The sequence below is a fragment of the Enterococcus sp. DIV1279b genome (assembly GCF_050531515.1).
Classification (GTDB): domain Bacteria; phylum Bacillota; class Bacilli; order Lactobacillales; family Enterococcaceae; genus Enterococcus_D; species Enterococcus_D casseliflavus.
Map to the genome: position 1 here is coordinate 1 of NZ_CP172891.1, position 20035 is coordinate 20035.

The 20035-nt window shown below is 42.3% G+C and carries 16 protein-coding genes; 15 read left to right on the forward strand and 1 reads right to left on the reverse strand.

Annotation, left to right across the window (positions count from 1 at the left end; translation table 11 throughout):
* The 9 genes from dnaA (at position 1) to rpsR (ending at position 10084) form a co-directional block, all read left to right on the forward strand.
* Complete coding sequence (gene dnaA / locus IGI71_RS00005; RefSeq protein WP_015508676.1) at positions 1 to 1338, forward strand: chromosomal replication initiator protein DnaA; 1338 nt, start codon at positions 1 to 3, stop codon at positions 1336 to 1338.
* A 159-nt stretch (positions 1339 to 1497) separates the two neighbouring features.
* Positions 1498 to 2628, forward strand: coding sequence for a DNA polymerase III subunit beta (dnaN, locus tag IGI71_RS00010; RefSeq protein WP_005226354.1), 1131 nt, complete (start codon positions 1498 to 1500; stop codon positions 2626 to 2628).
* Positions 2629 to 2850: 222 nt separating this feature from the next.
* A complete protein-coding gene (gene yaaA / locus IGI71_RS00015) occupies positions 2851 to 3090 on the forward strand; it encodes a S4 domain-containing protein YaaA (RefSeq protein WP_077453248.1) in 240 nt (79 codons plus the stop codon).
* A complete protein-coding gene (gene recF / locus IGI71_RS00020; protein WP_010748471.1) occupies positions 3077 to 4189 on the forward strand; it encodes a DNA replication/repair protein RecF in 1113 nt (370 codons plus the stop codon). The genes yaaA and recF overlap by 14 nt, the downstream gene beginning before the upstream one ends.
* Before the next feature lie 5 nt (positions 4190 to 4194).
* Positions 4195 to 6144: a DNA topoisomerase (ATP-hydrolyzing) subunit B gene (gene gyrB / locus IGI71_RS00025; RefSeq protein ID WP_005226359.1), complete on the forward strand. Its 1950-nt coding sequence runs from the start codon at positions 4195 to 4197 to the stop codon at positions 6142 to 6144.
* A 23-nt stretch (positions 6145 to 6167) separates the two neighbouring features.
* Positions 6168 to 8693, forward strand: a complete 2526-nt coding sequence (gyrA, locus tag IGI71_RS00030; protein WP_010748472.1) for a DNA gyrase subunit A — start codon at positions 6168 to 6170, stop codon at positions 8691 to 8693.
* 263 nt (positions 8694 to 8956) lie between these two features.
* Complete coding sequence (gene rpsF / locus IGI71_RS00035; protein WP_005226363.1) at positions 8957 to 9256, forward strand: 30S ribosomal protein S6; 300 nt, start codon at positions 8957 to 8959, stop codon at positions 9254 to 9256.
* Positions 9257 to 9299: 43 nt separating this feature from the next.
* The gene (ssb, locus tag IGI71_RS00040; protein ID WP_005226365.1) at positions 9300 to 9824 is read left to right on the forward strand and encodes a single-stranded DNA-binding protein; all 525 of its coding nucleotides are present in this window, start codon (positions 9300 to 9302) and stop codon (positions 9822 to 9824) included.
* A gap of 23 nt (positions 9825 to 9847) precedes the next feature.
* Entirely contained in the window at positions 9848 to 10084 is a 237-nt protein-coding gene (gene rpsR / locus IGI71_RS00045) for a 30S ribosomal protein S18 (protein WP_005226367.1), read from the forward strand.
* Between the two features lie 61 nt (positions 10085 to 10145).
* Here the strand turns inward: rpsR and IGI71_RS00050 are convergent, their stop codons facing one another.
* Positions 10146 to 11447: an ISL3 family transposase gene (locus IGI71_RS00050; RefSeq protein ID WP_201705159.1), complete on the reverse strand. Its 1302-nt coding sequence runs from the start codon at positions 11445 to 11447 to the stop codon at positions 10146 to 10148.
* A gap of 748 nt (positions 11448 to 12195) precedes the next feature.
* Between IGI71_RS00050 and IGI71_RS00055 the strand changes: the two genes are divergently transcribed.
* The 6 genes from IGI71_RS00055 (at position 12196) to IGI71_RS00080 (ending at position 19953) form a co-directional block, all read left to right on the forward strand.
* Positions 12196 to 13692, forward strand: a complete 1497-nt coding sequence (locus tag IGI71_RS00055; RefSeq protein WP_167826582.1) for an RNA-binding domain-containing protein — start codon at positions 12196 to 12198, stop codon at positions 13690 to 13692.
* Between the two features lie 309 nt (positions 13693 to 14001).
* On the forward strand, positions 14002 to 15450 hold the full coding sequence (locus IGI71_RS00060) for a DHH family phosphoesterase (RefSeq protein ID WP_005232918.1): 1449 nt from the start codon (positions 14002 to 14004) through the stop codon (positions 15448 to 15450).
* A gap of 15 nt (positions 15451 to 15465) precedes the next feature.
* Positions 15466 to 15918, forward strand: a complete 453-nt coding sequence (gene rplI / locus IGI71_RS00065) for a 50S ribosomal protein L9 (protein ID WP_005226371.1) — start codon at positions 15466 to 15468, stop codon at positions 15916 to 15918.
* A 108-nt stretch (positions 15919 to 16026) separates the two neighbouring features.
* The gene (dnaB, locus tag IGI71_RS00070) at positions 16027 to 17397 is read left to right on the forward strand and encodes a replicative DNA helicase (RefSeq protein WP_005226374.1); all 1371 of its coding nucleotides are present in this window, start codon (positions 16027 to 16029) and stop codon (positions 17395 to 17397) included.
* Positions 17398 to 17644: 247 nt separating this feature from the next.
* On the forward strand, positions 17645 to 18937 hold the full coding sequence (locus tag IGI71_RS00075) for an adenylosuccinate synthase (RefSeq protein WP_005232916.1): 1293 nt from the start codon (positions 17645 to 17647) through the stop codon (positions 18935 to 18937).
* A gap of 140 nt (positions 18938 to 19077) precedes the next feature.
* Positions 19078 to 19953 carry a DegV family protein gene (locus IGI71_RS00080; protein ID WP_430616019.1) on the forward strand — a complete coding sequence of 292 codons (876 nt, stop codon included), beginning with the start codon at positions 19078 to 19080 and terminating at the stop codon, positions 19951 to 19953.
* Positions 19954 to 20035: the final 82 nt, after the last annotated feature.

Genomic DNA, 20035 nt, shown 5'->3' on the forward strand with positions numbered 1-20035 from the left:
ATGCCATCTGCTGATTCTATTTGGCAAGATCTTCAACGTTCCTTTAAAGAAGAGCTGAATCCGGCCAGTTATAGTGCTTGGATCGAGACTGCCAATGTCTTGTCGTTTGAAAAAAATCAGCTGCTGATCGAAGTACCCAGCGATCTTCATAAATCTTATTGGGAAAAAAATCTAGCTGCCAAAATTGTTGAAATGGGATTTATGAAAACTGGTGAAGAATTGATTCCTAGTTTTGTGACTGTCGAAGAAGCAGAAGCTTTAAAAACAGCCCCTTCTACTATTCAAACAGCTGCAGAAGAAAACGAGCGGCCGCCGAAATCGATCTTAAATGAAAAATACACATTTGATACCTTTGTCATCGGGAAAGGCAATCAGATGGCCCACGCTGCTGCTTTAGTTGTTGCAGAAGATCCTGGGTCTATTTATAATCCGCTGTTCTTCTATGGTGGCGTTGGTTTAGGGAAAACCCACTTGATGCACGCGATCGGTCATCAAATGTTGCTGAAACGTCCCAATGCCAAAATCAAGTACGTTAGTAGTGAAAATTTCACCAATGATTTCATTACTTCTATTCAAAAGAACAAAATGGAAGATTTTCGAAACGAATACCGCAATGTTGATCTTTTGCTGGTGGATGATATTCAATTCTTAGTCAATAAAGAAGGAACCCAAGAAGAATTCTTTAATACCTTCGAAGAACTGTATCGCAATAATAAACAGATCGTCCTGACAAGTGATCGTTTGCCAAATGAGATCCCGACTTTGCCGGAACGTTTGGTTTCCCGTTTTGCTTGGGGCTTATCCGTTGATATCACCCCGCCGGATCTAGAGACGCGGACTGCGATTTTGCGGAAAAAAGCCGAAGCCGAACGCTTGGAGATCCCCGACGATACCTTAAGTTATATCGCTGGGCAGATCGATTCGAATATCCGAGAACTTGAAGGAGCACTCGTGCGGGTGCAAGCTTTTGCTACGATGCAAAACTCAGACATTACAACGAGCTTGGCAGCTGAAGCCATCAAAGCCTTGAAATCAAGCCATGGCTCGACCCAAGTTTCGATTTTGCAAATCCAAGAAGAAGTCGCAAAATACTATCACATTCATGTCAATGATTTAAAAGGGAAAAAACGGGTCAAAGGCATCGTGGTCCCACGGCAGATCGCGATGTATCTCTCTCGAGAACTGACCGATAGTTCTTTACCAAAAATCGGCGGCGAATTTGGCGGCAAAGACCATACAACGGTCATTCATGCCCATGAAAAAATTCAGCATTTAGTCGAAACAGATCCCACGATCAAAAATGAGATCGCTGAAATCAAACAAATCCTCTTCAGCTGATCTGTGGATAAGAAAAGAAGAACCAAAAAAGTTGTCCACAAGTTATTCACAGGCATTTTCGTTAGTCTAATCACTCTTTTCTCGAGTTATCCACATTACTAACAAGCCTATTACTACTATTACTTTTATTTAATAACTATAAATTAAAGGAGTATCGCTATGAAGCTAACTTTAAACCGAACAGAGTTCATGCAAGAATTACAAACTGTCCAACGGGCGATTTCAACCAAAACCACCATCCCGATCTTAACTGGAGTAAAATTATCCCTTTCAGAAAAAGGATTGACCATGACTGGGAGCAACGCCGATATTTCCATTGAAACTTTTTTAAGTGTGGAAAACGAAAAAGCGCAAATGCAAATCGAAAAAACAGGAGCGATCGTTTTACAAGCACGTTTCTTCAGTGAAATCGTTCGTCGTTTGCCTGAAAGTACCTTAACCTTAGAAGTATTAGACAATAATCAAGTAGCGATCACTTCTGGAAAAGCCAACTTTACCGTCAACGGCTTGGATGCCGATAGTTATCCACATTTACCAGTTGTCGAAAGTCAAGATTCGATCGAGATTCCAGCGCACGTATTGAATAAGGTTGTTAGTGAAACAGTCTTTGCGGTTTCGCAACACGAAAGCCGTCCGATCTTGACTGGGGTTCACTTTGTCTTAGAAAATCAAAAATTATTAGCTGTTGCGACGGACTCACACCGTTTGAGCCAACGGGTGATTCCATTGGAAAGCGGAGAAACAGCCTTCAACATCGTGATTCCTGGCAAAAGCTTAACGGAACTTTCTCGTTCCTTAACAGATGAAGAAGAAGCGATCCAAATCAGCATTATGGATAACCAAGTGTTGTTCCAAACGAAAACCATGAAATTCTATTCTCGTTTATTGGAAGGAACTTACCCAGATACCAACCGTCTGATTCCTTCAAGCTTCAATACTGAGATTGAATTTTCTGTCCCAGAATTGTTACAAGCCATCGAACGGGCGTCATTGCTTTCTCATGAAGGCCGTAACAACATCGTTCGTTTGGCGATCTCCGAAGAAGCCGTTGTCTTATATGGAAACTCACCAGAAATCGGGAAAGTCGAAGAAGATCTTTCTTTTGAAAAAGTGACCGGCGACCCATTAGAGATCTCTTTCAATCCTGACTATATGAAAGCAGCACTCCGAGCCTTTGGTGACACGAGTATCGTGATCCGCTTTATCTCAGCGATCCGTCCCTTTACATTGGAGCCAACAGAGAGCAAAGGCAGCTTTATCCAGCTGATCACACCGGTGCGAACCAACTAGTTTTTCATATCTTTTGAAAAAAGTTGAAACAATCATCTGAAAATGAATAAATGAGTTAAAAGGGCTTAAAATCGTTTTTAAGCCCTTTTTTCTATTTTGGCTTCTTTTTTGTCTAAAAGCAGTAAGTCTTCTGAGAATGAAAAATATGCCGATGAATTTGTTTTCTTGGCAAAAAAAGAGTATAATAGAGCTAAACGCTCTTTGATAGAATTGAGGGGAATTATGAAAATGCAAATACCGTTAGAAACGGAATACATGACACTTGGACAAATGCTCAAAGAAGTCAGTGTGATCAGCAGCGGCGGCCAAGCGAAATGGTACCTTGCAGAGCACACCGTTTTTGTCGACGGCGAGCCAGAAAATCGACGAGGGCGCAAATTGTATGCGGGAATGCGTATTGAGCTACCTGATGAAGGTACTTTTTTTATGGTGAAGAAGGAAGACGCCGATGCGGCTGAATGAGTTGCATTTAAGCAATTATCGGAACTATGATTCGCTGACACTGACTTTTGAGAAAGGTCTGGTCATTTTTTTAGGCGAAAACGCGCAAGGAAAAACCAATATTTTAGAAAGCATCTATGTATTGGCGATGACCAAAAGCCACCGCACCTCCAGCGAGCAAGAGCTTATCCGCTGGGACACAGAAGGGGCGCGGATCTCTGGCAGTGTCAGTCGGGGACGCTCAACGATCCCGTTAGAACTGTTTTTGTCAAAAAAAGGACGAAAAACGAAAGTAAACCACATTGAGCAAAAAAAGCTCAGTAGTTACATAGGGCAGTTGAATGTCATTTTATTTGCTCCAGAAGACCTCTCCCTTGTAAAAGGAAGTCCCCAAGTCCGCCGCAAATTTCTCGATATGGAAATAGGGCAGATCGATCCAATCTATCTTTATGATCTCGTTCAATACCAATCCGTTTTGAAACAGCGCAATCAATACTTAAAACAGCTGAATGAAAAAAAACAGACCGATGAGATCTATTTAGATGTTTTAACGGAACAGCTGGTGGCTTTCGGCAGTAAAATCATTTTAGCCAGACAACGATTTGTTCAGCGCTTGGCGTATTGGGCAAATCAGCTGCACCAAAAGATCAGCCAAGGAAAAGAAACCTTGCAGATCGACTACTTATCGAATGTGCCTGGTGAGGCGAGTACGCTGGAGGAGATCCAACAGCAATTTGTCAAAGCCTTGGCACTAGTCAAAGACCGTGAACGATTTCGGCAAGTCACGTTGGCAGGTCCCCATCGAGACGATCTGGATTTTTTGATCAATGAGAAAAATGTTCAGACCTTTGGTTCGCAAGGACAGCAGCGAACGACCGCCTTAAGTGTTAAATTGGCAGAAATCGATTTGATGAAAGAAGAAACGGGGGAATATCCCGTCCTTTTATTAGATGACGTCATGAGTGAGCTGGATGATTCCCGACAACTGCATTTATTGGAGACCATTGAAGGAAAAGTTCAGACCTTTCTGACAACGACGACATTAGAACATGTGAAAGACAAAATGTCTGTGGAAGCAGAGATTTTTTATGTAGAGCAAGGACATATTAAAGGAGAATAGACTGAATGACAGAAGAAGAAAAAAGCTTAGTTGAACGTGCAAAAGCCTATGATGCCAGTCAGATCCAAGTGCTGGAAGGACTAGAAGCCGTCCGCAAACGACCTGGGATGTACATTGGTTCTACCAGTTCAGAAGGTTTGCACCACTTAGTATGGGAAATCGTCGATAACTCGATCGATGAAGCACTAGCAGGCTTTGCCTCAAGTATTCAAGTGATCATTGAACCAGATAATAGTATTACGGTCGTCGATGACGGTCGGGGGATCCCCGTTGATATCCAAGCCAAGACAGGCCGTCCAGCGGTAGAAACCGTCTTTACGATCCTGCATGCCGGCGGGAAATTCGGCGGTGGCGGCTACAAAGTATCTGGTGGACTGCACGGGGTAGGTTCCTCCGTCGTTAATGCGTTATCCACGACTTTAGACGTAAAAGTCTATAAAGAAGGCAAAGTGTATTATCAAGAATACCATCGTGGGGCAGTCGTTGATGACTTGAAAGTGATCGATGAAACCGACCGCCACGGAACGACCGTCCACTTTGTTCCAGATCCAGAGATCTTTACGGAAACAACCGTATTCAATTTTGATAAATTAGCGACACGGGTTCGGGAATTAGCCTTCTTGAACCGTGGCTTAAAAATCTCGATCGAAGACAAACGGGAAGAAAAACCCGTCTTGAAAGAATATCATTACGATGGCGGGATCAAGAGCTATGTGGAGCATTTGAATGCGAGTAAAACAGTGATTTTCCCAGATCCGATCTACTTAGAAGGAGAACAACAAGGAATCACGGTTGAAGTTTCCATGCAATATACCGATAGCTACCACAGCAACCTGTTGAGTTTTGCCAACAACATCCATACCTATGAAGGCGGAACCCATGAATTCGGGTTTAAGACTGCCTTGACACGGGTAATCAACGATTACGCCCGCAAGTCAAAATTGATGAAAGAAAACGATGAAAACCTAACCGGAGAAGATGTTCGGGAAGGATTGACAGCAGTTATCTCTATCAAGCATCCAGATCCTCAGTTTGAGGGACAAACGAAAACCAAATTAGGAAATTCGGAAGTGCGGACAGTCACCGATCGTCTCTTTTCGGAACATTTCACGAAATTCTTGATGGAAAACCCGAATGTGGGTCGTCAAGTCGTGGAAAAAGGACTTTTGGCATCAAAAGCCCGTCAAGCAGCCAAACGTGCCCGGGAAATGACTCGCCGAAAAGGTGCGTTAGAAATCAGTAACTTACCTGGGAAATTAGCTGACTGTTCCAGTAATGATCCAGAAAAATGCGAATTGTTTATCGTCGAAGGAGATTCTGCCGGCGGTTCAGCAAAACAAGGCCGCAGTCGCGAATTCCAAGCGATCTTACCGATCCGTGGGAAAATTTTAAATGTCGAAAAAGCCAGCATGGACAAAATCTTAGCAAACGAAGAGATCCGTTCATTGTTTACGGCAATGGGAACTGGGTTTGGTGCTGATTTTGATGTAGCAAAAGCCCGTTACCACAAGCTAGTTATCATGACCGATGCCGATGTCGATGGTGCCCATATCCGGACCCTGCTTTTGACGCTGTTCTATCGTTATATGCGTCCAATCGTTGAAGCTGGTTATGTCTATATCGCACAACCGCCATTGTACGGTGTCAAACAAGGGAAAAATATCCACTATATCCAACCCGGCAAGAATGCCGAACAAGATTTGAAAAATACGATTGAATCACTGCCTGCGACACCAAAACCAACGGTTCAACGCTACAAAGGTCTAGGGGAAATGGATGACCACCAGTTATGGGAAACCACGATGGACCCTGAAAACCGGATGATGCTGCGGGTCAGCGTAGATGATGCCATAGAAGCCGATCAAATTTTTGAAATGCTGATGGGGGATCGCGTCGAACCAAGACGGGCCTTTATCGAAGAAAACGCGCACTACGTGAAAAATCTTGACATCTAGCCAATCGTAGAGGAGGAAACAGCTTGAGTGAAGAAGCAAAACAAAATATTCATGACGTCAATCTGACCAGTGAAATGCGCGAGTCCTTTATCGATTATGCAATGAGTGTAATTGTTGCTAGGGCTTTACCAGATGTGCGGGATGGCTTAAAGCCGGTTCACCGCCGAATTTTATATGGAATGAATGAATTAGGGGTCACACCAGACAAGCCCCATAAAAAATCAGCCCGGATCGTCGGCGATGTCATGGGGAAATACCATCCCCATGGGGACAGTGCGATCTATGAATCAATGGTGCGGATGGCACAGCCCTTTAGCTATCGCTACATGCTAGTCGATGGCCATGGAAACTTTGGTTCAGTCGATGGTGACGGTGCCGCTGCGATGCGGTATACCGAAGCCCGCATGAGTAAACTGGCGATGGAGATGCTGCGGGACATCAACAAAGATACCGTTGATTTCCAAAGCAACTATGATGATACAGAACGAGAACCAGCGGTATTACCTGCCCGCTTCCCGAACCTTTTGGTCAACGGGACGACTGGGATCGCTGTTGGGATGGCGACCAATATCCCGCCTCATAACTTGAATGAAGTCATTGCCGCCATCGATCTATTGATGGAAAATCCAGAAGTCACAACGAGTGAATTGATGGAAGTCCTACCAGGACCAGACTTCCCAACTGGCGGGATCGTCATGGGAAAATCCGGTATTCGCCGTGCCTATGAAACAGGGAAAGGGTCGATCACTGTTCGCGGAAAAGTCGAAGTGACTGAAATGCCCAACGGCAAAGAACGGATCTTAGTGACTGAATTGCCATATATGGTCAATAAAGCGAAGTTGATCGAACGGATCTCTGAGCTGCACCGTGACAAGCGGATCGAAGGAATCACCGATCTGCGGGATGAATCATCTCGTGAAGGCATGCGGATCGTGATCGACGTTCGTCGCGACGTCAGTGCGTCGGTGATCTTAAACAATCTCTACAAAATGACTGCACTGCAATCTTCTTTTGGCTTTAATATGTTAGCCATTGAAAAAGGCGTGCCGAAGATTTTGAGCTTGAAACGAATTTTAGAAAACTACATCGAGCACCAACAAGAAGTGGTGACTCGTCGGACACAGTTTGATAAAAACAAAGCAGAAGCTCGTGCCCACATCTTGGAAGGATTACGGATCGCATTGGATCATATCGATGAGATCATTGCTTTGATCCGGGCATCAAATTCTGATGATGAAGCGAAAAATAGCATGATGGAGCGCTTCAAATTGTCCGATCGCCAAGCGCAAGCGATTTTAGATATGCGTTTGCGTCGCTTGACTGGTTTGGAACGCGACAAGATCGAAAACGAGTACCAAGGCTTGTTAGAATTTATCGCTGATTTGACAGACATTTTAGCAAATCCACAACGAGTCCTAGAGATCATCCAAACGGAGTTGCAAGAATTAGGCCAACGCTTTGGTGATGATCGCCGGACTGAATTATTGGTTGGGGAAGTCTTAAGTCTTGAAGATGAAGATTTGATCGAAGAAGAAGAAATCGTCATTACCTTGACGAACAATGGGTACATCAAACGAGTAGCTAAGTCTGAATTCCGTGCACAACGCCGCGGCGGACGTGGCGTTCAAGGAATGGGGATCCACGATGAAGACTTCGTGAAGACGTTGGTTTCTTGTTCGACTCATGACACATTACTGTTCTTCACCAATAAAGGGAAAGTTTACAAAGCCAAAGGCTATGAAATTCCTGAGTATGGTCGGGCAGCCAAAGGGATCCCTGTGATCAATCTCCTAGGGATCGATTCTAGCGAACGGATCGAAGCGATCATTTCGGCTTCTGGTGGGCCTCAAGAAGGACGCTACTTGTTCTTCACGACGCGTCTAGGTGTGGTCAAACGGACCTCAGTGACGGCCTTTTCAAATATCCGTGCCAATGGTCTGATTGCGATCGGTCTTCGGGAAAATGATGAGTTGGTCAATGTAATTGAAACCCACGGCGAAGATGTCGTGATCATCGGAACCCACGATGGCTACTCTGTGACCTTCAAAGAAGCGCTTGTGCGGGATATGGGCCGAACAGCTGCTGGTGTGCGAGGCATTCGTCTAAGAGACGGAGACTACGTGGTAGGCGCCGCTGTGATCACAGAAGACAGTGAGGTCTTGGTCATCACTGAGAACGGCTATGGCAAGCGTACCAAAGGCTCTGAATACCCAATCAAAGGTCGGGGTGGAAAAGGGATCAAAACAGCCAACATTACGGCGAAAAACGGTCCATTAGCCGGCTTGACGACGGTCAGCGGTGAGGAAGACATCATGGTGATCACCGATAAAGGCGTCTTGATTCGTTTCAATGTAGCGACTGTTTCCCAAACGGGTCGGGCAACCTTAGGGGTTCGTTTGATGAAGATGGAAAACAATGCCAAAGTAGTGACGATGGCAACGGTTGAACCAGAAGTCGAAGAAGAACTAGCGACTGCTGAAGAAACAGCGGTACAAGACGTACCAGTTGTGGAAGAAGCAACGGAAGACACCACGGATACACAAGAATAAGCAATACGTTTTCTAGGAAGACAGCAAGCTGCGAACCTGCAGCTTGCTGTCTTCTTACTCTTTTTCAAAAAATCGGCAGCAGCTGACGTATTTATCAGTGTAAGCGATTGTTTGCGGTGATGGGTAGATGCAGGGACGCAAAAAAATAGCTTGCAGTAGGGACGAAAAAAGTGTATAATAATTATTTGTGAGTAGTCTAATTAGACCACTCTCTCTGCTCCTAGAAAACTAGGGGCCAAAGTCCACAGGGAGGTGAAAAATCAATGGAAAACACGAAATATGAGATTTTATATATCATTCGTCCAAACATTGATGAAGAAGCAAAAGCCGCATTGATCGCTCGTTTTGACTCAATCTTAACTGATAACGGCGCTGAAGTTATCGAATCAAAAGATTGGCAAAAACGCCGTCTAGCGTATGAAATGGATGGATTCCGTGAGGGTATCTATCACATCGTTAAAGTTTCTTCTTCAACAACTGCAAGTGCAATCAACGAGTTTGACCGTCTTGCGAAAATCAATGATGACATTATCCGTCACATGATTGTCAAAGAAGAAGCATAATATTGTTTCACATGAAACAAAAGCGATGAGGAGATGATGAACTTTGATTAATAATGTTGTACTAGTAGGAAGACTAACCAAAGATCCTGATTTACGTTACACTTCTAATGGCACTGGTGTCGCAACCTTTACCTTGGCGGTAAACCGCAATTTTACCAACCAAAGTGGAGAGCGCGAAGCTGATTTCATCAACTGTGTTATTTGGAGAAAACCAGCGGAAACATTAGCAAACTATGCACGCAAAGGAACTTTATTAGGGGTTACTGGACGTATTCAAACCCGTTCATACGACAACCAACAAGGCCAACGTGTTTATGTAACAGAAGTCGTTGCTGACAACTTCCAATTATTAGAGTCGCGGAATGCTTCCGAGCAAAGACGCACAACTGATAGCGGATCTGGCAGTAACAATACGTATAACTCAAACAGTTCTTCTGGATTTGGTAACAATAACTCAAATCAAACTCAATCCTCTCAACCATCAGGAATGCCTAATTTTGATCGAGACAACTCCGATCCATTCGGAAACTCATCAATCGACATTTCAGACGATGATTTACCATTCTAAGAAATTGATAGGAGGGAAATAGGATGGCACAACAAAGAAGAGGCGGACGCAAACGTCGTAAAGTAGACTACATTGCTGCAAACCATATTGAACATATCGATTATAAAGATATTGAATTACTAAAACGTTTCATTTCAGAACGCGGTAAAATCTTACCACGTCGTGTAACTGGTACTGGTGCGAAAAACCAACGCAAACTTACCATTGCAATCAAACGTGCGCGTATCATGGGATTACTTCCATTCGTAGGCGAAGAATAAAGGCTCTTCGACATTTAGTGTTGGTAGAGAAAGATACAACTGAAAATTTAGTCATAACCAGTTAGGCAGAGTGCTTAACTGGTTTTTGTTTTACTTGGAAGATCAAGCCTTGAATGAGATAAATTCTTGCTCGAAAGTTATGGAAATTTCGATAGCCGTAGGCTACTCGTTTTATCACTTTTATCTTGTTGTTTGTTCCTTCTAATGCACCATTACTATACCTGGTTTTTAAAGCATATTGAATCCCTAATTTGTATTTATTTAAAAACGTCAGCTTCTTACAAAACCATTGTGGGAGGCGTTGATCTAAGCTGTTGATCGTATCGAAAAAGCTTTGGCTGTCCTTGTGTTTAAAGTGATAGAGGAGGAGCTGACAGGTCTCGTAAGCCCTTGTTAATTGCTCGTCATAACTCAAAAGCTCATCGACGATCGCTTTTTGCGTCATTGGTCTACGAAAGGATCGATCATATTGATAATTGGAACTATCCAGATCATAGGCATGTTTAAGGAGTAATTTCCAGAATCGCTTCAATCGTCGATACTTTGTCGGTTCCGTTTTTTGAAAGCTATTCATTGTTTTAATTCGCAACTGATTTAACGCACGAGTGATTTGTTGGACAATGTGAAAGCGATCGGTCACGATTTTGGCGTTTGGGAAGACCGCCTTTACAAGTTCAAAATAAGGGGCATTCATATCCATCACGACGTATTTCACGTTCGCTCGTGCTTTTCGAGTGAATTTAAGGAAATATGGTTTTAAGAAAGCCAGGCGACGATTCTCCAATACACCGATTAATTGCTGGGTCTGCCCATTCATAAAGACAAAACTCATTTTTCCACTGCAGGACTTCATCGATTTGAACTCGTCAAAACAAAGGACCGAAGGTAATGTATCAAAACGAGGATGATACGTTTTTAAACAGGTGTGCAGGACACGCAGAACGGTTACGTCAGAGACAAAATAGCGATCGGCAATTTCTTTTCTTGTTGTATTCTTCGCCAGTTCCAAGGCAATTTGAACCTTTAATTCCTTTGAAAGATAGCAGTTTTCATCCACCAAATTGGTCTGAGCGTTGAATGTCGACTGACATTCTTTACAGTAAAAGCGCGTACGTACCAAGCGTAATTCTGTTTTGATGTCTCGATAAGGCAAAAGTTGGACTTTTGTTTTATGTGAGCCATTCTTGATGATTCGTCCTTCATTTTTGATACCACATTTACGGCAATGGCTTGGTATATAGCTAAGTTTGGCATGGATAAGATTGGTGCGAAACCCCTCTTCTTCTATAGTCTCTAACCATTCTTCTTCGAAGAATAAATTTTCATCTGTTAAACCTAACAAGTTTCTAGTACAATGATCCATGGAGATATCCTTTCTTGGTGTGGTTTTGTTTTAGTCGACTAAATTCTACCAGTTAGGCTATCTCTTTTTCTATCTTTTTTTACAAAAAAAGTGTCAGTAGAAAATCCGTAGATTTTCCACCAACACTAAATATTGTAGAACCAGAATAAATCGAATGATTTTCATTGACAAGTTTCTTTTGAAGCTTGTCAATTTTTTTACATTAAAATCGGAACGTAGCGAAGGCAAGATTGTTTGAGGAATCATCTGTATAAGGTGTTCTTTTGTTTCATTTTTACTGCGCCTCTATCGAATTTTCTGCAATCTTAATACATTCTCATAAAGCTACTTGCTATAATCTTTATAGACAGTTCTTCTTTGCGTGCAATACACAACAATAGCAGCGGTACCTATTGCAATCAAGCAATTGGTTATAGATCCTAGAATGGATGAAAGATAAAGAGTAGCTAACAGCTTTTGTATGATCCATGATACTCTTATCATTGAAAATACCCCCATTGATTAATTACCAGTTTTAATGTACATTCTTTATGAAGATAATAACTGAATTTCATGAAATAGAAAATAATCGGCAGAAAAAACAGCTAATTTGCAGAGAATAAAGGATATTTAAAATAAATTTTCTAAAAAAACACAATATATGGTATGTTATCATGGTTTATCGTAGGATATATAGTAGTTGATAATCTGCAGAAAATAGTGGTTAATCTGCAGATAATCTGCAGATTAACAGAAAAGGAATGAAGGTATGGTGCAATTTACTTTAAAACCAGAAGGCGCTCAAATCGAGTATAAAAAATCAATGAAACAATTACCTAAAGATTTTTGGGAAACGTATTCGGCTTTCGCAAACACAGAAGGTGGTATGGTTGTTTTAGGGATTTCAGAAACAGAACCGGGTGTATTTTCTATAACGGGTGTTCAAAATGTAGAAAAAGTGAAAAAAGAACTATTTAATTCTCTACAAGATGATAGGAAAGTAAGCTATAACCTAATTTCTGAGAGACAAGTTAATGTAAGGTATTTTGATGAGAAAGCTGTCATTGAAATACTTGTTCCAGCAGCGCCTGCTTCGAAAAAACCAATCCATATCAATAGGGATCTAAGACAAACTTACAAAAGAAAAAATGACGGTGACTACAAAGCTACACCAGAAGAATTAAAGTATATGCTCAGAAATTCAGAAAGAGATCTAGATTCTGATACCCTACCGAGGTATGATATAAATGATTTAAATAAAGCCTCTATAGAAAATTATCGAAGATTATTGATTGGTAACAATGAGGATTCCCAATACATTGATATGGGGATACAAGAGCTCTTAATCGATATAGGTGCGATGAAAAGAAATAGAGAGAATCTAGAAAAGATTGACTATCAACTGACTGTCGGTGGGCTCTTATTCTTTGGAAAATATAGTTCTATTGTAGACTATATACCGCATTTTCACTTAGATTACTTTAATCGAACTGGATCGAGTGATCGGTGGAGCGACAGAGTAGCAACTGGTGATCCAAATTATCCGGATCTGAATGTATTTTCTTTTTTTCAAATCGTTTTAGAAAAATTACGAATGACCATTCAAGACAAATTTGATTTAACGAACGATTATACTCGAAATTCCTCAACTAATGACATAGGTATCGCATTGAGGGAAGCTTTGGCAAATGCACTTATACATGCAGATTACTTTTGTAAGAAATCAATTCGAATAGAGGCATATAGAGGCTTTTATATTTTTGAAAATCCTGGTGAAATGAAAATTTCGATAGAAGAATTTATTCGAGGTGGAGATTCTCAGCCTCGGAATAATACGATCACAACTTTGTTTAGAAGAGTTGGCCTATGTGAACGTGCGGGCACGGGAGGTCCTAAAATTGTCCAATCCGCGGCTAAAAACAAATTAAAGATGCCAGATATCCTATCCGAAAACGAAAAAACATGTTTAAAAATATGGAAAATAGACCTTGCTGAAGCTCATCCAGAATTAACTGTAGAGGAAAAAAGTGTATATAAGTGTATAATGCAAGCTGGGTATAGTATTTCTAGTATGGAAATACAAAAAAAGACAGGTTTAAGTAGATATTATGTAACCGAGGGAATTAAAGTATTGATTGAGAAAAATTTGATTTCGCAAGAAGGAAAAGGAAGATCAACAAAATATGCACTTGTAGAAGGAACATCTGAGAAATTAGCTCAGCTTCAACACATTATGAAAAGTTTAGAAAATTATTACATTAACTAAATGAAAGTAATTGAAGCGATTTGTTTGTGAGTATAGTAAATATGAAATTAGGTTTTGCGAGACGAATAAATCAAATGATTTTCATTGACAAGTTTCTTTTGAAGCTTGTCAATTTTTTTATCCATCGAAGAGTAAATTGTTATTTTATATATAGATAGAATAACGAATGATAGAAATTTTTTCCTGGTTGGTTCACCAAAAAAGTTTCACGTGGAACTTTTTTGCATCAATCGCCTATTTGATTGTTTTGTGGTAAAATAAGGAACAAAGCTTCAAAAAAATGGGATGATACATTGAGGGGTAAAAAAGATGGCAGCAATTGGGTTGATTTCAATTGATAATTACGATGATTTGATTGAGAAAAAAGACGACAAACAAGTTTCTTATTTGAACTCGCTGATCACGACACTGATTTCTGATTGGGCAAGTGAGAATCATGTTTTTTACAAACGAATCAATTCCGAGCGGTTTCTTTTCGTCGCGAAGTATTCAGATATTGAGCGGATGAAGGAAGAAAAATTCCAATTTTTGACTAGAGTACGGCAAGTTGCGGAAAAAAATGATCTGGCATTAACGATCAGTATGGGAATCTCCTATGGGGAAGAGTCTTTTGAAGAGATTGGTGAAGTGGCACAAAACAATCTCGACATTGCGTTAGTTCGTGGCGGCGATCAAGTCGTTTTAAAAGAAGCCAAAGAAGAAGCAAAACCGCAATTCTTTGGCGGTAATACGGATGGTACGCCGAAGAGAACGCGTGTTCGTTCTCGTGCCATGAGTACGGCGTTGAGAAAGATTTTTGCTGAAAACCAGCGGATCTTTATCATGGGTCATCGTTACCCGGACATGGATGCTTTAGGTTCGGCTTTTGGGGTGGCTTACATGGCGATGATGAGCGACAAAGAATGCTACATCATTTTAAATCCAAAAGAGATCACCGCCGACATTCAGCGGGCATTGGAAGAATTGAAAAAATACCCCGAGCTGGAACGATTTGTGATCACTGGGGAAGAAGCAGTTAATTTATCAAATGAAGAAAGTGTGCTAGTGATGGTAGATTACCATAAGCCATCGATGTCGATCTCGCAAGCGGTCTATGATGAATTTGACAAAATCGCAGTGATCGATCACCATCGTCGCGGGGATGAGTTTCCCGATAAGCCACTATTGACGTATATTGAATCTTCCGCGTCTTCGGCATCGGAACTGGTAGCAGAATTAATCCAGTATCGTGCTTCTCGCAGATCGCAAGTCCCGAAATTTATTACGACTTCTTTATTAGCGGGCATCTACGTGGATACGAAGAACTTCACGGTGCGAACCACTGGTCGGACCTTTGATATTGCTGGTTATTTGAAAAACCAAGGCGCAGATACGTCATTGGTTCAATACATGTTGAGTACGGATCTCGATTCCTATTTGATGATCAGTGAACTGGTTTCTCGCAGCCAGCATTTCCGAGAAGATATCGTGATTGCTGCAGCGGATGAAGATCGGGTGTACGATAGTGTCACCGTTGCGAAAGCGGCCGATACTCTGCTATCGATCAACGGGATCCATGCCGCATTTGTCATTACGAAACAACCAGGAGATTTGATCGGTATCAGTGCTAGAAGCACTGGTAAAGTCAATGTACAAACCTTGATGGAGGCATTAGGCGGCGGCGGACATTTTACCAACGCAGCCACGCAAATAAAGAACAGCAGCATTGGTGATGTAGAAAACCAGCTGCGAGCGGAATTAACGAAAAATGAACAATAACAAGGAGTGACCAAGATGAAAGTTATTTTCTTACAAGATGTCAAAGGCAAAGGCAAAAAAGGCGATATCAAGGAAGTCCCTAATGGCTACGCACAAAACTTTCTGATCAAAAACAACTTAGCCAAACCTGCCAACAATGAAAGCATGGCAGAATTAAAAGGCAAACAAAAAGCCAAAGAAAAACAAGACGCAGAAGTCTTAGCAGAAGCGAAAGAGTTAAAAGCACTTCTTGAAAAGGAAGAAACCGTTGTGAAGATCAATGCCAAAGCAGGGGAAGATGGCCGCTTGTTCGGTTCGATCCCATCAAAACAAATTGCCGATGCCTTGAACAAGCAATACAAAATCAAGATCGACAAACGCAAAATCGAATTGGATCAGCCGATCCGTGCATTAGGCTTTACGCAAGTACCTGTAAAATTGCACCCACAAGTAACGGCAACGATCAATGTTCATACCATCCAAGAATAAGCATTACTCCCAACAGTCACATGTTGGGGTTTTTTTCGGCAAACATCCAAGCAATCTTGTACTTTGGATGGGAATCTTGTAGAATGAATGGACGAAGGAGCGAATGGCATGAATGAAGTTTGGCAAAATCAAGTTCCCCCACAAGATATTGAAGCGGAACAAGCGGTCCTAGGGGCAGTCTTTTTAGATGCCGATGCGATCATCGATGCAATGGAAGTAATCGCCCCAGAAGATTTTTATCGCCGCAGCCATCAAATAATTTTTCAAGCAATGATCCAGTTGAACGACCGTAGTGAATCGATCGACTTGATTACGTTGAAAGCAGAAATTGAAAAAAGCAACAGTCTTGAAGATGTTGGCGGCCTGACGTATCTGACTGAATTGAGTCAAGCTTCACCATCAGCAGCAAGTATTGCTTATTATGCGAAGATCGTTGACGACAAAGCCACGTTACGCAATCTGATCCAAACAGCGAGCCGTATCGTAACCAAAGGCTTTGAACAAGATGAAGATGTGCAGTCGATCATTGATCAAGCAGAAAAAAGTATTTTAGAAGTATCCGAAAAGCGCAATAGCAATGGCTTCCAATCGATAGCGGAAGTCTTGAATCGGACGATCGAAACGATCGATCAGTTGGCGCAAAACAACGAAGAAATCACCGGATTACCTACGGGTTATGCGGCTTTAGACAAAATGACGGCGGGGCTGCAAAAAGAAGAGCTGATTATTCTGGCTGCCCGTCCCGCGGTAGGGAAAACCGCATTTGCCTTGAATATCGCGCAAAATGTCGGAACGAAAACCGATCGTTCCGTGGCGATCTTTAGTCTGGAAATGGGGGCTGAATCATTGGTCAACCGGATGCTTTGTGCGGAAGGCTCGATTGAGGCCAGTCACTTGCGGACGGGGCAGCTCTCAGAAGAAGAGTGGCGGAATTTGATCGTTGCCATGGGCAGTCTTTCTAACGCCAATATCTATATCGATGATACCCCTGGGATCAAGATCTCTGAGATTCGGGCACGTTGTCGGAAACTGGCGCAAGAAAAAGGCAATCTCGGCTTGATTTTGATCGACTACTTGCAGCTGATTGAAGGAACGGGTCGCGAAAACCGCCAACAAGAAGTCTCTGAGATCTCTCGCCAATTAAAGAAACTGGCGAAGGAATTAAAAGTGCCAGTGATCGCACTGTCTCAGCTTTCTCGGGGTGTGGAACAACGACAAGACAAGCGTCCTGTTTTAAGTGATATTCGGGAATCAGGATCGATCGAGCAGGATGCCGATATCGTTGCTTTCTTGTACCGAGATGACTACTACCGCAGCGAAGGCGACGATGACGATGAACCAGAAGAACAACAAAACAACAATGTGATCGAAGTCATTATCGAGAAAAACCGGAGTGGTGCCCGGGGGACCGTCGAACTTCTATTTATCAAAGAATACAATAAGTTCTCCTCGGTCTCGCCGCGAGAAGAGTTCGGGTAAGACACCAACGATGTGAGAAACCAAGGCTCCTGCTGCCGCCTGCATTGCGCTGATGGCAGCAGGGCTTTTTTTATGTGCTGACTTTATTCGTTTTTACGTGTATAAATAATTATTGAGAAGAAAATAGTTCGTTTTTTACCCCTGAAAAATGAGAATTTAAAACGATTATTCGATTTTAGATTGAAAGAGCTTGCGAATCTTGTTACAATACTTAAGGAATGCACTAATTAAAGAAAGAGGTCATTATATGTCATCTGTAGTAGTAGTAGGTACACAATGGGGCGATGAAGGTAAAGGAAAGATTACGGACTTTTTGAGTGAAAACGCGGAAGTCATTGCACGTTATCAAGGTGGAGACAATGCCGGCCATACGATTAAATTTGACGGTGTGACCTATAAACTGCATTTGATTCCTTCTGGGATCTTTTATGCAGATAAAATCAGTGTCATTGGAAACGGGGTCGTTGTGAACCCGAAATCATTAGTTAAAGAATTAGCATACTTGAAAGAAAACAATATAATAACAGAAAACTTAAAGATCTCTGATCGTGCTCATGTTATTTTACCTTACCATATCCATTTGGATCAGCTGCAAGAAGATGCCAAAGGTGACAACAAGATCGGTACGACGATCAAAGGGATTGGACCAGCCTATATGGATAAAGCTGCCAGAGTCGGCATTCGGATCGCTGATCTTTTAGACAAAGAAATTTTTGAAGAACGTCTGCGTATCAACTTAGAAGAAAAAAATCGTCAATTCGTGAAAATGTTTGACGCAGAGCCAATCGCCTTTGAAGACATTTTTGAAGAGTATTACGAATATGGCCAACAAATCAAAAAATATGTGACGGATACTTCGGTGATCCTTAACGATGCCTTAGATGAAGGCAAACGGGTTTTATTTGAAGGGGCACAAGGCGTGATGCTGGATATCGACCAAGGAACCTATCCTTTCGTAACGTCATCCAACCCCGTTGCTGGAGGTGTCACCATCGGTAGTGGTGTGGGCCCTTCAAAAATCAACAAAGTCGTTGGTGTCTGCAAAGCTTACACCTCTCGGGTAGGAGATGGTCCTTTCCCAACGGAACTGTTTGATGAAACAGGTGAACAAATTCGTAAGATCGGTCGTGAATACGGAACAACGACAGGACGTCCTCGCCGTGTGGGCTGGTTTGATACCGTCGTGATGCGCCATTCAAAACGGGTCTCAGGGATTACAAACCTATCCCTTAACTCGATCGATGTCTTGAGCGGTTTAGAAACCGTGAAGATCTGTACCGCTTATGAACTAGATGGTGAATTGATCTATCATTACCCAGCAAGCTTGAAAGAGTTGAACCGCTGCAAACCAGTCTACGAAGAACTTCCTGGCTGGTCTGAAGACATTACTGGCTGCAAAACATTAGCAGATCTGCCAGAAAATGCACGCAATTACGTTCACCGCATCTCTGAATTAGTCGGTGTCCGCATTTCGACCTTCTCGGTAGGACCAGACCGCAGCCAAACCAACATTTTAGAAAGTGTTTGGGCGCAAATCTAATCTGACACAAAAGCTTCAGAACAAGACGAAGAACTCCTGTGTCAAAAGCAGTCAACGATAAGTTTGGCTGCTTTTGATGAGAATTTCTTCTGTCTTGTTCTTTTTTTGCTATAATAGGGGGTAACGAGAGGGGTGAAACCATGTTTCAAATCATGACAGATTCCTGCTGTGATTTACCAGCAGCAAGATTAGCGGAGCTAGATGTTGCGTATATTCCGATGCTGATCGAATTAGACGGCAAAGAATATATCGATGATATGGGCAAAGAATTTGATACGGAATGTTTTTTAGGAAAACTAAAAGAACATGCGCAGCCGACAACTTCTCAAATCAATGTCGGACGTTATATGGAGTATTTTCGGCCGTATGTCGAAGCGGGCACACCGGTCCTTTATTTAGGTTTTTCTTCAGGAATGAGCGGCTCATTCCAAAGTGCCGTCCAAGCCGTAGCCTTACTAAAAGAAGAATACAAAGAAGTTGCGATCACCTTGATCGATACGCGCTCTGCGAGTTTAGGCGAAGGCTTCTTAGTGGCTGAAGCAGCCCAACAAAAAGCCCAAGGACGTTCGTTGCTAGAAGTCAGCCAATGGGTAGAAGAAAACAAACTGCGTTTAGATTCATGGGTCACCGTCGACGATTTAAAACAATTGGAACGCGGCGGCAGAATCTCTAAAACGGCGGCAGCGATCGGCGGATTGCTGAACGTGAAACCAATCATTACCGTCGATACTGCGGGAAAATTACGCAGCGTTGATCGAGTGCGGGGACGCAACAAAGCGATCCAAAAAATCGTGGATCAAACCATCGCCAATCTTCACGAATCAAAAACCAATACGGTTTATTTTGCCAATGCTGGCGATGCCGAAGCGGCGGAGAAAGTCATCAAACGTTTGACCGAAAAAGTTCCTGACATTATTATTCATCATTATCCATTAGGTCCAACGATCTCCAGTCATACCGGCTACGGCTGCTTGGCGCTGTTTTCATTCGGCAAAGCCCGTTTAGAACAAGCGTAACCTGCCAAAAATACCCGAAGCACCTAGACAAAATAAAAGAAACGCTCCAGTTGCAGCCTTGGTGGCGGGCAACTGGAGCGTT

Bases quoted from the DNA above. Each gene is read 5' to 3' on its own strand.
- dnaA (WP_015508676.1), top strand. From the start codon at position 1: ATGCCATCTGCTGATTCTATTTGGCAAGATCTTCAACGTTCCTTTAAA.
- dnaN (WP_005226354.1), top strand. From the start codon at position 1,498: ATGAAGCTAACTTTAAACCGAACAGAGTTCATGCAAGAATTACAAACT.
- yaaA (WP_077453248.1), top strand. From the start codon at position 2,851: ATGAAAATGCAAATACCGTTAGAAACGGAATACATGACACTTGGACAA.
- recF (WP_010748471.1), top strand. From the start codon at position 3,077: ATGCGGCTGAATGAGTTGCATTTAAGCAATTATCGGAACTATGATTCG.
- gyrB (WP_005226359.1), top strand. From the start codon at position 4,195: ATGACAGAAGAAGAAAAAAGCTTAGTTGAACGTGCAAAAGCCTATGAT.
- rpsF (WP_005226363.1), top strand. From the start codon at position 8,957: ATGGAAAACACGAAATATGAGATTTTATATATCATTCGTCCAAACATT.
- rpsR (WP_005226367.1), top strand. From the start codon at position 9,848: ATGGCACAACAAAGAAGAGGCGGACGCAAACGTCGTAAAGTAGACTAC.
- IGI71_RS00050 (WP_201705159.1), bottom strand. From the start codon at position 11,447: ATGGATCATTGTACTAGAAACTTGTTAGGTTTAACAGATGAAAATTTA.
- IGI71_RS00055 (WP_167826582.1), top strand. From the start codon at position 12,196: ATGGTGCAATTTACTTTAAAACCAGAAGGCGCTCAAATCGAGTATAAA.
- IGI71_RS00060 (WP_005232918.1), top strand. From the start codon at position 14,002: ATGGCAGCAATTGGGTTGATTTCAATTGATAATTACGATGATTTGATT.
- rplI (WP_005226371.1), top strand. From the start codon at position 15,466: ATGAAAGTTATTTTCTTACAAGATGTCAAAGGCAAAGGCAAAAAAGGC.
- dnaB (WP_005226374.1), top strand. From the start codon at position 16,027: ATGAATGAAGTTTGGCAAAATCAAGTTCCCCCACAAGATATTGAAGCG.
- IGI71_RS00075 (WP_005232916.1), top strand. From the start codon at position 17,645: ATGTCATCTGTAGTAGTAGTAGGTACACAATGGGGCGATGAAGGTAAA.
- IGI71_RS00080 (WP_430616019.1), top strand. From the start codon at position 19,078: ATGTTTCAAATCATGACAGATTCCTGCTGTGATTTACCAGCAGCAAGA.